This window comes from Oleiharenicola lentus, from assembly GCF_051660365.1.
Lineage (GTDB): Bacteria > Verrucomicrobiota > Verrucomicrobiia > Opitutales > Opitutaceae > Lacunisphaera > Lacunisphaera lenta_A.
Window position 1 is genome coordinate 852,275 of the sequence record NZ_JBOZXB010000001.1, and the last position, 12,912, is coordinate 865,186.

Below are 12,912 nucleotides of genomic sequence, written 5' to 3' on the forward strand. Positions count from 1 at the left end.
TAAAGTTTTTAAGAATTCGCGAGCCACATCAGTTGAAAGGCCAGTAGCCAATCGCGCGCATGCGGCGATCGATGCCAAAAGTGGTGAAAATTTTCTCGGTCTCCGCCGGCGTGCGCCGCATCGCCGAGAGTTCGCGATCATTGACCAGCGCCAGCAGCACGCTGCCGATGGTCGCGGTCGAATCGACGACGATCTTTTCCGGCAGCTTGTCGATGGTGTCCGCGAGATCGTGATAGTAGCGCACTGACTCACGTGGAATTGGCGCGTTGAAGGTAATCGTGCGGACACCCGCGAGTTGATAAGGCGTGTGGTCACTGCCGAACCAATTGATGTTCTCCACCCCTTTCGGGAGCGGCGTTGCGAGGGATTTATTCCAGCGTTCCAGCGCCGGCACCAACGAATCGTCGCCGAGTGCATTCACGCCAATCGGCACGCCGACCATATCGAGGTTAATCATTGCCACAATCGGCGAGTCGCCGATCTGCGCGGCGGCATGACGCGAGCCCCAGAGCCCCTGCTCTTCACCGTTATACCAGTGAAGCTCCACCGTCCGGGCGAGCTCCTGGCCGCGCAGTGCATGCGCGAGCGCGAAAAGTTGCGCGGTGCCGAGGCCATTATCGAGCGCGCCCTGACCGAGATCCCAACTATCCACGTGCGCGCCGACCACGATGCGTTCAGGCGACTTGCCTTTGAACACGACGCGCAAATTCGCCGTGTCCACTTCGCGGCAGCGCGAGGTCGCTTCGAGGCGCACGCGCACGGGTTTGCCGCGTTCGAGCAGTCGCTTCATCCAATTTCCCTCTTCCTGCGCGATCGAGAACACGGGCAGCGGCAACGCTTCGCCAATGAAACTCCCGGTGCGCGCCAGCAATTGCCCGCCGCCTTCGCGGTTGATAAACAAAATCGCTTTCGCGCCCTTTTCGGCGGCGATCCGCACGAAGTCGCGCGTTTGGAGAGTCGTCGACGGGCTGAGCAGCGCGATCTTGCCGCGCATATCTGCCGGGTAGTCTTCCGGCTGACCGCCTTTAATATCGACGACGTCGGCCTCGGTGCTCGCGAGCGGCTGCGTGTAAGCAATCGTCACCCCGCGCAATGGCCGCGCGAACGGCATGACCAGCTCCGCCTTATCCACGCGGCGTTCCCAGCCGGGCATTTTGAACGAAATAATTTCGGGCTCCACGCCGAGCGCCCGCAATTCAGTCGCGAGCTGTTCGAGCGCGCGGCGATTTTGTTCACTTCCCGTGACGCGCCCGCCGAAGTCGTCGCACAGGCGCGTGAGCATCGCATGCGCAGCGCGTGACGATTCGTCGAACGACTGCGCAACGAGCGCGCCATGCGACAACGCCAAGGCGAATAAAAGATTCAGGATTCTCTTAGCCATACTTGCATTTCTCCTTCTCCGCGGTTGTTCCAGAGGCAATACGGCACGAGCCGCAGCGGCGCGTTCCGTGTGATGGGTTGCGCGGTCGAATAAAGTGCCGTGTCGTCAGCCTCGGCGCGCGCCGCCCGTGTTTCGATCGTCACCGCACCCCCGAGAAAATCGTTTTCAAAACGCGCGTGGAGCGGTGCACCTTTTGGCAGGCGCACGAGCGCGAGGTTTGCCCCGTTATCGATCTGCTCGGCACAGTAAACCATCGGGCCGCGTTGAATCGCAACGCAGCCGGCGTTGTATTTGACACGCGGGTGCGCCCGCACGCGCTCGATGGGCATCGGAAACTCCAAGGTGATCGCATCGCCCGTTTTCCAATCGCGTTTCACATGCCAATAACCACCCGATGTCACCTGACTCAAATCCACGCGCACTCCATTCAGGCTCGCCCACGGCGTGCGGCACCACGCAGGGATGCGGAAGCGCAACGTGCGTGTTACGGGCGTCGGCGCAGTGATCGCGATCTCGACCAGGCTGTCCCACGGATACTCGGTGTGCACCGTGAGTTGGAGGTCGTCGAGGGCGACGCGTCCGTCGGCGTATAAGTGAATCGCCAGCCCGTCTGGCTGCTTGGAATAAGCGTAGTTCGCCAGCGACGCCAGCGTCCGCGCGATATTTGGCGGACAACACGCGCAGCCAAACCAACCCACGCGCTCGGTTTTAATATGGTGACAATCGTAACGCCGCTTGGTGACTGCGGGCACGACTTCGAGTGGGTTGACGTAGAAAAATTTCGTGCCGTCGTGCGACATCCCCGCGAGCACATTGTTGTAGAGCGTGCGCTCGATGATGTCGCCGTATTCGCCGCGCAATTCGAGATCGAGCATCCGTCGCGCAAACATCATCAGCCCGATGCCCGCGCAGCTTTCCGCGTAGGCACGGTCATTCGGCAAATCGTAGCGCTCGGAAAATTTTTCGCCCATCCACTCGGATCCCACGCCGCCGGTGATGTAGAGATGATGCGAAACAATTTCCTTCCACAGCACCCGGCACGCGTTCGCGAGGGTCGAATCTCTCGATTCACGCGCCAGATCCGCCATCGCGGTGTAAAGATACATCGCGCGCACGGAATGCCCGACCGGCTCCTGCTGTTCGCGCACCGGCTTGTGCGCCTGCAAAAATGCCCAGCGATCGTGGTAGAAATACACCGCGAGCTTTTCATCGAGGCGTTTGATTTCGTCTTCGAAATAGTTCGGCGAGGCGCCGCGCTGGTTGATGAAATACGCTGCGAGCTGGGCGTAACGTTTCTCGCCAGTCGTGCGCGCGAGTTTGAGCAACGCGAGTTCGATTTCCTCGTGGCCGCAATAGGCGGGAATCTGCCCTTCGCCCGTGCCGAAGGTGCGCTCGATCATATCCGCGAGCTTGCAGACAACTTTGAGCAACGTGCGTTTGCCGGTCGCTTCGAAATGTGCGACCCCCGCCTCGATAAAATGCCCCGCAATGTAGAGCTCGTGATACTCGTGCAGGTTGGCCCACTTTTTCGCGGGCTCGACGAGTTGAATGTAAGTGTCGAGGTAACCGTCCGCTTCTTGCGCCTTGGCGATCGTCGCGATCATTTCGTCGAGATCGGTTTCGAGCTTGGCCTCGGGGTGCGTCGCGAGCTTGTAGGACGCCGCTTCGAGCCACTTGGCCAAATCAGAATCCTGAAACCACAGGCCGTGGAATTTCCCCTCCAGCTCTTTCGCGGCAACTTTGAAATTATTCACCGTGCCGCTGCGTTCTGCACCGGGCACGCGGTCGTTGAGCGCTTCCCATTGGTAGGGAATTACCGTGTCGCGCACGAGGCGTGCACGATCCGCAAGGAAGCCGCGCGCAAATGTCACGCGAGGCAACGGAAGTGAGGTAGGCCCGTTCACGCGTTCAGTTTCAAGTGGAGGCGGGGCGATCAGCCCCGCGGGTTTGCAAGTTGTCCGTGTAGGTTGTCCGCTCTCGGGCAACGTGGGGCGCAAGCGCGCCCCCTACAAAGACCAGACTAGTGGCATAACGCATCATTCCTTCACCCGGTCGGTGACCGTCACGGTGTTGAAATCCAGCACGCGCTCGAGTTTACCGTGCGTGATGGTGAGTTTACGTGAATCTTTTTCCGCGTTCAGGTAAGGCCCTGCGAAAAGTTTCCACTTCGCGTAGTCGACTTTCTTACCGTCGATTTTCGGAATTTCGCCATAGGTGCACACGACGGTTTTGCCGCGCAAGGTTTTGAATTTCACCGTGGGCACCGGCTCGAGCTTGAACTCAAGGGGCAACGCGTTGATGGCGGCTTTGAATTCGTCGAAGCTCTTGAACTCGCTCGCGCTGGCGGCTTGGACGATCGTGCCGTTCTTCAAATGCGGGCTGAGCAACCGTTGGTCGGTGGCGACGGACGTGTCGCGCTCGCCGGTCCACATCGATTTGTATTTCACGAGCGGCTCCAGCGTGTAAGCCGCGAGCGGACGATACGCGAGGTAGGTGTTGCCGCCTTGCGCGAAGATCCAGCCGGACTTGTCGACAGTGAGATTCTTGAGGTGGCGCGAAAAGAAACCGTTGATGTGCGGGAAGCGCGTGCCCTCGGGAATATTGTAGAGCGCGACAACCGTATCGAGGTCTTGGAACACCTGTTCGAATCGCGACGAACCGAGCAGTTTGTCCGGTTGATCGTAGGATGGCTTACCTTCCTTCGCGACACCCTTGATCATCTGGTCAGGCAACTCGGTGAAATACGTCTGCATATCCTGCCCCGATGAAATCGGGTGCATCGAGAACATCGTGTTGTGGGCGCCGCGCGGGTCGGCGACATCCCACGTCACGTCCCACACGTGCGACTGAATCGGATCGGCGAGGCCACCTTGAAATGAGCCGACCGCGTAATCCTGGCGGAGGTAATCCGTCTTATACACCGGCATCGCCCACACGTCGCTGAAGCGCCAGCGACGACGCGAACGCTTGAGCGCGGTCTGCAAGGTGTCGCCCCCGCGATCCACCCCGATGAGATAAATCACTTCGGGCAACTCGTAGTTTTTCGCGATCAGCGCGAAATAGTTTCCCCAGCTGCCGTAACTCGCCGTCGGCGGGACATTGCCGACCAGCAGCCAATTGAAGAACGTCGAGAGTGAATTCCAGCGCTCGATCAGCGAATTGTCGTCGGTGCGCGCGTTCGCGCCCCGCAACACGCCGTTGAGTGAATTCGAAATGTAATCCGCGAAAATCCAATCGAGCATCATCTTGCCACGTTGGCGCATCGCGGGGTCTTTGGCCCACGTGGCGAGTTGCAGCATCGGAATCGCATATTCGCCGATGTAGTGCGTGCAGTTGAATTCGCCCTGCCCGACCGTCGTCGTCCAATCCATCCATTGCAGCAGATACGCGCGCGCGTCCTGCAAGTTTTCCTCGGAACTCTTGCCGTTATACCACGTAGTGCCGGGTTCGTTCGGATAAAGCTGCGCGAGCAAATAGAGCGAGGTGTAATACATCGCCCAGTGATTTTCGGTGTCGCCGCGAATCTGGATGCCCGTGCGCAACGCGTCGCGAATCGATTGTTTCGCCTCGGCGGACAATTGATCTTGCCCGAGATACGCCACACTGACGACGGGGAACATCCAGAACGGGCCGCTGCCGCTCGGATCTTTCATCAACGTGATGACGCTGCGATTCACAAGATCGATGTCCTGACGAAGCACGAGCTTTGCGCCGATGGTCGACATGTCGCCGATCAACTCGCCAGGTTTCACGCCGGTGGCGGCACGCCACTGGATCACTTCATCGACGCGCGCGTGATACTGTTGCAGGCGAAGATTAGCGTCCTTCACCGGCGAGCGCGAAGGCGGCGCGGCTTCATAAGATGGCTGCGCAAACGCGGAAATCGCGACAACTGCGGCGAGCGAGCAAGCGGAAAAGAATTTAACTTTCATGAGAGGAAACGGAGTTACTTGGCCGCTTTGGGTTGAAACACGAAATTGTAGACGAACGAGCCTTCGAGGCCGTCCTTGATCCAGGTGCGCCCGAAATCGTCGGAGCGATACACCGCGTCTTTGTAAACCGACGCATAAAGCCGACCGCTGTCGGGATCGATGCCCACGCGAAAGACGCAATGATCGTCCGGCAAACCGTCGTTGCGCGCGGACCAGGTCTTCCCGCCATCTTCCGTCACGTAAGCTCCGTAAGTCCAACTGGCGATCGCGAGGCGTTGCGGGTTCGCCGCGTCGAACGCGATGTTATACCACGCGTCAGCGCTTTGGAGTCCGGCCAGCTTAGTCCACTTCACACCGCCGTCGCGTGACTCGATGACCCCGTCGGCTTGCGTCGTGGCGATCCAATGGTTCGCGTCATGCGGCGATTGCCGGAGATCGGTAATCGTAGTTTTGGCCGCAAAAACTTGTTTCCACGATTTCGCGGCATCCGTGGTGAGATAAATCCCGGCTTCGCAACCGGCGAGCACGCGACCGGCCTTAGTGCGATCGACTTTGATTACCTGCGTGTATTTTCCACGTGCGGGCAGACCGTTTTCCTGGCGCACCCAAGTTGCGCCCGCGTCGCGCGACACCATGATGCCGTCGGGCAGGCCGAGGTAAATGGTGTCCGGCGCGTTTGGATCGAGGAATACATCCTTGGGTTCGGTCGCGTCCCAGCCCGTGCCTTGGCGCCAGGTTTTTCCGCCGTCGCGAGTGATCTGCACGCCGTTGAGCGACGCGACGTAGAATACGTTAGGATCGCGCGGATCCACGGTGTGGTTGAACAGGAACGGAAAATTCAGGCCGGAATGTTTATATTGGCCGTCAGCGTCGCGCACAAACATCCCGCTCGGAATAGTCAGCTTCGAACCCACGATAAAATTATTCGTGACGTGGGCCCAGACGATCAAGTCGTGCTTCGGCGCGGCAGGCAGCAGCGACGCTCCGGCGCAAAGCGCGAGCACGAGTAACGAGGTTTTTATTTTTAGCATGACTGGATAAAATGTTCTAACGTTGCGCCGCCGCGCGGCGTTCGCCATGGCTCGAAGCACGATGAAATTGATCACCACGCTTCTGGCCGCGCTTGTCCTCCTCCCCTTCGCTCACGCAGCAGAAAGCAAAACACCGGAGGAAAAAATTGTGGCGCTTGGCCTCGCCCTGCCTGCGACCACGCCCGCCATCGCCAATTACATTCCCGCCGTCCGCACCGGGAACCTCGTGTTTCTCTCGGGACAAATCGCGCGCGGCGCCGATGGGAAATTTCTCACCGGCAAAGTAGGCCGCGACGTCACCGAGGAGCAGGCGGTAGGGGCGGCGCGCACCTGCGCGTTGCAATTGCTCGCCGCGCTGAAGCGCGAGGTCGGCGATCTTTCCAAGGTGAAACGCATCGTGCGCGTCGGCGGTTTTGTGAACTGCACCGACGATTTTACGACGCAACCGAAGGTGATCAACGGCGCTTCCGATTTGCTGGTCGCGGTGTTTGGCGAAAACGGGAAACACGCGCGCGCGGCCATCGGCGTGAACGCGTTGCCCGCCGGCGCACCGGTGGAGGTCGAGCTGGTGGCGGAGTTGCACGAGTGAGCGCGACATCGGATCAGACGGAAGCGGCGAATTTTTTGACTGCGTCCACGACCCGCTCGCAATCGGCCGGATCGTTGAAGATGTGCGTGGAGACCCGCACGGCATCGAGCCCGGCCTCCGACACCGGCCGGCAACGCAGGCTGTTTTTCTCGAGAAGGTAGCCGAAGATTTTTCCCGCCGCCTGCCCCGTGACGGTAAACGACACCATCGAACACCGCAGCTCCGGCAGCACCGGCGTGATCACTTGCACGTTCTTCGCACCGGTGAGCCCGTCCTGGATGAGACGCGACATCATCGCGCCGTGTGCGGCGATGGCTTCGCGGCCGATGGCGGTTTGAAACTTCGTCGCCTCTGCGAGGGCCGCCACTGCTGCGGCGCTCCGCGTGCCATATTCGTGACGGCGCGCACCGTCGGTGTAGTTGAGCTGGCCTTGAAAATCAAAATCCGCGCTCGAATACGCCCCGACATGACGCGGCGCGACTTCCGCCACGCGCGAATCACGAATATACAACACACCCGTCTCGCGCGGGCCACCGAGCCATTTATGACCGCTCGTGGCGAGTGAATCACAGCCGATGTCCGCGACATCCACCGGGATCATCCCGACGGACTGCGCAGCATCGATGTGGAACCAGATATTTTTTTCGCGGGCCAGCTTTGCGATCTCTTTCACCGGCATGATGAGTCCAGTGGTCGCGACGATGTGGCTGACTTGAATCACCTTCGTGCGCGGTGAGATCAACGCATTAATCCGCTCAAGATTGCCGGCGGCGGACGTTTCGTCGGGACGAAATACTTTAACCACCACGCCGCGCTGCCGCGCTTCATTGAGCCACGGCAAAGAGCCGCCGGGATGCGCGTGGGTTTCGAAAATGACTTCGTCTCCCTTCCGCAGATCGAGGCCCGAGGCGATGATGCCGTTACCCTCGGTGGCATTGCGCGTGAAGCACACGGCGCGATCCGGCGCGCCGATAAACTTGGCCAGCGCGGTGCGGGCTTCCTCGAACATGAAGTGCCCCGTCTCGACGTGCTCCTGCAACTCGCGCGAAGTCGCGTCGAAAACATTAAGCACCGGTTGCGGAGAAGGCCCGAGACCGCCGCAATTCAGATACACCGGCTTGGATCGGATCGGATATTGCGCGCGCACCTCGCGCCAGAATTCCGGCGTGTTCACGGCGCTCTTTGGCGGCCAGACGAGTGAAGCGTTTTTATCTTTCTTCGCCGCGGCCAGTGCCGGCAACCCTGCGGCGGCAACCAACCCGGCCGCGCCGAGATTACGGATAAAAGTTTTCCGATTAATGCTCATGATGCATCGGTAAAAGTCAGCGTGTGGTCGATCGCCAGCGTCGCGCCCGGCGCGAGTTGTAGGTCGCGGTTGTATTGAAACGGCATCGCCAGCAGCGGATTGTTGCGGCGAAAAAACCAGCTGAGCGGACCTTGGTTGTTCGCGAAACGGATGTTTACGCGGCGGAGCGAAGTATCTTTTTGTCCGCGCCATTCCACCCATTGCGCGGAAGCGCCATGCAGCGCTTTCTCGCCGACCAAGCCGCCCTCGGCGAAAATATTGATCGAGTCATCCATGTGCTCATCGAGCAGGTCGCGCGCGCCGCGAAATTGCAGGCCGCTGTAATGCGAACCGGCGAGCCCGTGCGTCGAGTGATACTGACCGAGTGACAGCGGGCGTTTCGAGACGTTCGCCAACGCGGAAGTCCAACGCAACGTCCACGCTTGCGGCGAGATGATCGCGAAATTCAGCGCGCGCTCCTCGTGCAGCAAAACCTCGCTGGTGGCGTTTACTTTCCAATCAAGCGAATGCTCAAGGCGCGTGGCGCTTTTTTCCAACCACGCGAGATGCTGCTGCGTGCCGTGGTCGTCGCGAAATTTATAACCGTCGTCCGCGCGATAACTCGGGCCGCCCCAGAAATTCTGCCCGGAGAGACAGTTGATCGTGAAACTCAGCGCGTGTTGCCACGGGTGATCGTTCGGGCGGAAATTCGTGAGCGTCTCGCCCGACAGCGTGCACACGGGATGCGCGTAGGGACGCGGCGATTCGTTGGGCGCCGTCTCGGGACGATACACATAGCGCAGCAGCAGCCCGCCACCCGCGCGGTGAATTTCCACGGCGCGGTCGCCGTCAGTTTTTAGTTCGAGTCCGGTGCTCATGACAACGCGCAGGAAAGTTCAACGCGGCCGCCAGCCGACTCGTGTTTCCAGCCATCCGGCAATTCGATTTGGACTGGCGTGGCGGCGGGCACGGTAGCGTCGAGATGAAAACGTCCCTTCTCGATCCGCCACGCGACGGTGATCATGCCACGCGGGGTGCAAACGCTGCCGGTCGCGTGCGTGAGTCCGCACACATGCGGCTTGATGGCGACACGCGCGAAGCCGGGTTCCGCTGCGCTGACGCCGAGGATGCGTTGCTGAAATTCCAGCACGGGATGCGCCGACCACGCATGACAGAGCGAGCGCCAGTAACTGTTTTCTTCCACGAACGTCGAGAGACCGTAGCCGATCGAATCATGCCACGGGCCGAGGTGCTTCGGCATGTCATCGTAGTGACCGCTCTTCGCGAGCGCGGTGAAACCCGTGTGCCACCAAAAATAGGAACCCGGCGCGAGTTTCGCGTCATTCGGAAAACGTTTCATGATAACCGCGCGTTCGCGTTCGCCCGCGAGGCCCGCGACGATCGCCCACGCGTTGCCGTATTGGCTGACTTCGGGGCCGTTGGGTTGATCGAAATAGAGACCTTCGCTTTCCGACCAGAAGATCGCGTGCGCTTTTGCGCGGAGTTCGGACGCTTCTTGCGCCAGCGCGGCGGCTTCCGCTTCGCGCCCGAGGTGACGCAGCATCCACGCGGTTTCGTCGAGCGCGTTGATATATTGCGCGGAATGAATCACGGTCGCGCCGGTGTCAGCACCGGGCACAACGCCACGCGGCCACCACGGGCACCAATCGGTGATGTTCCAAAACGGCAGTTTTGCGGGCAGGCCGTTTTCGTTCGTGTGCCGGCGATACCAATCGAGCACGGCGCGCACGCCAGGCAGCAAATCTTTCAACGTCTCGCGGTCTCCAGTGCACTGGAAATAATCTTTGATGTTCGTGATCCAGTGGATGCTCCACGCGGGAATAACCTGCAGCAGCCGCGATGGAAAACGCGCCTGCGTGAGTCCGTCGGAGATGCGCGACCAATCGAATTGATAAAGCGCTTGTCGGCTCAGGCGATAATCGCCGGTCGTAAACATCGCGAGTTTCGACGTAATCATCGTGTCGCCCGCATACTGCATCTGCTCGTAGTGCGGGCAGTCCTCGAAGGTCTCGTGCGAGCACATGCGCATCGTGTGCAGGCCGACTTCCCAGATTTTATCGAGCGCGGCGTCGGAGGATTTGAAGGTCGCTTCGACGCGATACGGATACGCGGTGAAACGTTGCTGCACGGCTTTCAGCGTGAGCGGATCTTTGCCGACGGTGATTTGCAGGCCGACATAGCGAAACGCGCGCCAGTGGAGCGGCTCGAAAATTTCTTCGCGGCCCGCCGGTTCCCAGAGGTCGCACCAACCGGTGACTTTACCGCGACGATCAAAGGTCCAACTGGTGCTCTCGTCGGCGAAATGCGACGCAAGATTCGCGAGCGATTGCTGTTTGCCCATCAACGTCGCACCCGGTGTGCCCCATTTCAAACGCAGTGCTTCGGAATACGTGAGTCGCACCGTGCTACCCGCACCGCCGCTCGCGGAGATCCGCGGGAACGCGGTCGTGAGCGCGCCCATGTCGAGGACGAGATCAATTTTCTCGCCCGGCTGAAGCGTCACTTCGCCGTGACCGGCGAGGAGTTTTTTCCATTCGGTAGAAACTTCGCCGCCGCCGTTCACGTAAGCGTCGGGGAAGTTTTGCGGCGCGCCTTCTTCGAGCATCGGAATCATGCGCGGCATGAGGCCATACGGGCTCGCGGGGTCGCGGCGGTTTTCGATGCGCTCGGCTTTGAACAACACGAGCGCGGACGCCCATTTTGAATCGTCGAATGAAACTGAGTTCCAGCCCGCCGGAATCAGCGACGACAGGCGGTGCTCGAAATATCCGAGATAACCTTCGAAGGTCGTGTTTTCGTTCTGAAAACGATGTCCATAGTCCGTCGCCACGCGCCACTGCGCATCGGTTTGGAGATCGATGAGCGTCTCGCCTTTCGCGGATTCCACCGCGCCTTCGAGCACAAAACACCCGGTGTAAGTCATCACGGAACACGGCGCGCCGAGCAGCGCCGGGCGATGCGCCACGCGCGACATGTCGAGCACGATGACCGCGAGCACGTTTTTCCCGGCACGCAAATGCGGCGTCAGTTCAAAGGTGTCGTAGAAATGATGATTGATGTCCCCTTTCGCCGGCCCGCGACCGACAAACTCGCCGTTACAATAGAAGACATAGCGGCTATCGGCGGATAAATGAATGACCAGCGAAGCGTTCGCGAGGTCAGCGATCTCAAACGTGCGCCGGAAATAACGCACTTGGTAATGCGACGGCGAAGCCTGACCGGCCGGCGGGATGGCGTGAGTGCCTTCGCTGGACCAGATCCAGGAAGCACGTTGGATGAAAGGCAGAACAGACATTTTCGGGGTGCGAAGCCTTGGGGTAAAGGCGGGTGAATCCTGAAAGTAGGTGAATCATTCTAGTAAATTCAACAAAAGTTTTCATGTTTTTTCATTAAACTTCATGAAAACTGAAATTTCCCTCAGTGGCGTCAGCTACGACATGAATCGCGGTTTTCTCCTGCGGATGGCCGTGTCATACAAAACGGCATTATCGGAAATTTCCCTATGAAAAAGCACATGGTCACTGAAAATCGCTTGACCACACAGAATAGTTTTTCATTTCATTTCAGTGAAATTTTCATTCAGCGCATTTTACCCACCCCATGCTGATTACCGAGATCGCCCACCAAGCGCGCGTGTCCCCTGCGACCGTTTCGCGTGCTATTAATCAGCCCCAGCTGGTCGCCAGCGAGAGCCTTGCGCGAATCCGCGCGGTGATGCAGCAGCACAATTATGTGCCTGCGCCGCTCAACCGCCGGCGCGGTCCGAAGAGTCGTCAACCCGAGCAACGCCGCATCGGCGTGTGGTTCGTCGGCGCGAAGATGAACAATCCCTCGCTCAACTGGTTTCAAGATCAGTTGCTGCAAGTGCAGTCCACTGATCCGCGTTATCGCGTCGACCTGCGCGTTTTGTTTTCCAATAACCCCGCCGAGCTTCCGCGTAACATCGCGAATGAAAATCTCGACGGCGTCATCGTGCAAGGCATGGAGCCTTCGCCCGAGTGTCTGGCGAAATTGCGTGAGATTCCGCACGTGTGGTTCATGACGCGCCGCTCGCCCGATTACCCCGGCGATTACGTCGAGCCGAACAACGCGGAAAACGGCCGCATGGCCGCCGATTATTTAAAAGAGCGCGGCCACAAATCCGTCGCCGTCATCTCGACCGATCCCGACTACTCCGCGATCGTCGCGCGCAATACGGCTTTTGTTGAGCGCGCCCGCGAACTCGGCCTCGCGGTGCACACCGTGCTCGGCCAGCCCAATCCCGCCGGCGTGAGTTATCTGGAGATTTCTCCGCTGCACGGTGAAAGCGACAGCCTCGCGCGCCGCTTGCTCGAGTGCACCCCGAAGGTCACCGGCCTGTATCTTCCCGTGGATCACTTTTGCGGCGCGTTTTTCCGTGCGTTGCGCGAAGCCGGTCGCAAGCCGGGCAAGGATTTCGACGCCATCCTCGGTAACTATAACCCGGTTATCTACCACAACCTCGATCACTCGCCCGCCGCGATCGACGTCAACCTGCCGCTGCTCGTGCGCAAGGTCGTCGATCACCTCGTCTGGCGCATCGAGAACCCCGATGTCACCGGCCGCATCGGCATTACCGTGTCGCCGCGTCTGATGACGCCCGACGCCGCCACGAGTCCAGCCAAGTAAACCGCGACCCACGAATCGTTTTACCC

9 protein-coding genes are annotated in these 12,912 nt (G+C 59.7%); 2 read left to right on the forward strand and 7 right to left on the reverse strand.

Annotated features, from left to right (window positions below):
• Nucleotides 1-28 precede the first annotated feature (28 nt).
• The 4 genes from ACRRQW_RS03170 to ACRRQW_RS03185 form a co-directional block, all read right to left on the reverse strand.
• The gene (locus ACRRQW_RS03170) at nucleotides 29-1,381 is read right to left on the reverse strand and encodes a M28 family peptidase (protein ID WP_438479805.1); all 1,353 of its coding nucleotides are present in this window, start codon (nucleotides 1,379-1,381) and stop codon (nucleotides 29-31) included.
• Nucleotides 1,363-3,252, reverse strand: a complete 1,890-nt coding sequence (locus ACRRQW_RS03175; protein ID WP_438479806.1) for a glycoside hydrolase family 127 protein — start codon at nucleotides 3,250-3,252, stop codon at nucleotides 1,363-1,365. Before ACRRQW_RS03175 ends, ACRRQW_RS03170 begins: the two co-directional genes overlap by 19 nt.
• 165 nt (nucleotides 3,253-3,417) lie before the next feature.
• Nucleotides 3,418-5,313 (reverse strand): hypothetical protein, encoded by a 1,896-nt coding sequence (locus ACRRQW_RS03180; protein ID WP_438479807.1) that lies wholly within the window; start codon nucleotides 5,311-5,313, stop codon nucleotides 3,418-3,420.
• Nucleotides 5,314-5,327: 14 nt separating this feature from the next.
• Nucleotides 5,328-6,344 carry a WD40/YVTN/BNR-like repeat-containing protein gene (locus tag ACRRQW_RS03185; RefSeq protein ID WP_438479808.1) on the reverse strand — a complete coding sequence of 339 codons (1,017 nt, stop codon included), beginning with the start codon at nucleotides 6,342-6,344 and terminating at the stop codon, nucleotides 5,328-5,330.
• 61 nt (nucleotides 6,345-6,405) lie between these two features.
• Here ACRRQW_RS03185 and ACRRQW_RS03190 point away from each other — a divergent pair, with 61 nt between their 5' ends.
• Nucleotides 6,406-6,933 carry a RidA family protein gene (locus tag ACRRQW_RS03190; protein ID WP_438479809.1) on the forward strand — a complete coding sequence of 176 codons (528 nt, stop codon included), beginning with the start codon at nucleotides 6,406-6,408 and terminating at the stop codon, nucleotides 6,931-6,933.
• A 13-nt stretch (nucleotides 6,934-6,946) separates the two neighbouring features.
• Here ACRRQW_RS03190 and ACRRQW_RS03195 read toward each other — a convergent pair whose 3' ends face one another.
• Genes ACRRQW_RS03195 through ACRRQW_RS03205 form a run of 3 tightly spaced genes read right to left on the reverse strand, consistent with a single transcriptional unit; the run spans nucleotide 6,947 to nucleotide 11,534 of the window.
• Entirely contained in the window at nucleotides 6,947-8,239 is a 1,293-nt protein-coding gene (locus ACRRQW_RS03195) for an aminotransferase class V-fold PLP-dependent enzyme (RefSeq protein WP_438479810.1), read from the reverse strand.
• Nucleotides 8,236-9,096, reverse strand: a complete 861-nt coding sequence (locus tag ACRRQW_RS03200; protein ID WP_438479811.1) for a DUF6807 family protein — start codon at nucleotides 9,094-9,096, stop codon at nucleotides 8,236-8,238. The genes ACRRQW_RS03195 and ACRRQW_RS03200 overlap by 4 nt, the downstream gene beginning before the upstream one ends.
• Complete coding sequence (locus ACRRQW_RS03205; RefSeq protein WP_438479812.1) at nucleotides 9,093-11,534, reverse strand: alpha-L-rhamnosidase-related protein; 2,442 nt, start codon at nucleotides 11,532-11,534, stop codon at nucleotides 9,093-9,095. The genes ACRRQW_RS03200 and ACRRQW_RS03205 overlap by 4 nt, the downstream gene beginning before the upstream one ends.
• Nucleotides 11,535-11,839: 305 nt before the next feature.
• On the opposite strand from ACRRQW_RS03205, the gene ACRRQW_RS03210 reads away from it, so the two are divergent.
• On the forward strand, nucleotides 11,840-12,886 hold the full coding sequence (locus ACRRQW_RS03210; protein ID WP_438479813.1) for a LacI family DNA-binding transcriptional regulator: 1,047 nt from the start codon (nucleotides 11,840-11,842) through the stop codon (nucleotides 12,884-12,886).
• Nucleotides 12,887-12,912 lie beyond the last annotated feature (26 nt).

What these genes read in the sequence shown, in the direction of transcription:
- ACRRQW_RS03170 (WP_438479805.1), bottom strand. Translation starts at nt 1,381, where the DNA reads ATGGCTAAGAGAATCCTGAATCTTTTATTCGCCTTGGCGTTGTCGCAT.
- ACRRQW_RS03180 (WP_438479807.1), bottom strand. Translation starts at nt 5,313, where the DNA reads ATGAAAGTTAAATTCTTTTCCGCTTGCTCGCTCGCCGCAGTTGTCGCG.
- ACRRQW_RS03185 (WP_438479808.1), bottom strand. Translation starts at nt 6,344, where the DNA reads ATGCTAAAAATAAAAACCTCGTTACTCGTGCTCGCGCTTTGCGCCGGA.
- ACRRQW_RS03190 (WP_438479809.1), top strand. Translation starts at nt 6,406, where the DNA reads ATGAAATTGATCACCACGCTTCTGGCCGCGCTTGTCCTCCTCCCCTTC.
- ACRRQW_RS03195 (WP_438479810.1), bottom strand. Translation starts at nt 8,239, where the DNA reads ATGAGCATTAATCGGAAAACTTTTATCCGTAATCTCGGCGCGGCCGGG.
- ACRRQW_RS03200 (WP_438479811.1), bottom strand. Translation starts at nt 9,096, where the DNA reads ATGAGCACCGGACTCGAACTAAAAACTGACGGCGACCGCGCCGTGGAA.
- ACRRQW_RS03205 (WP_438479812.1), bottom strand. Translation starts at nt 11,534, where the DNA reads ATGTCTGTTCTGCCTTTCATCCAACGTGCTTCCTGGATCTGGTCCAGC.
- ACRRQW_RS03210 (WP_438479813.1), top strand. Translation starts at nt 11,840, where the DNA reads ATGCTGATTACCGAGATCGCCCACCAAGCGCGCGTGTCCCCTGCGACC.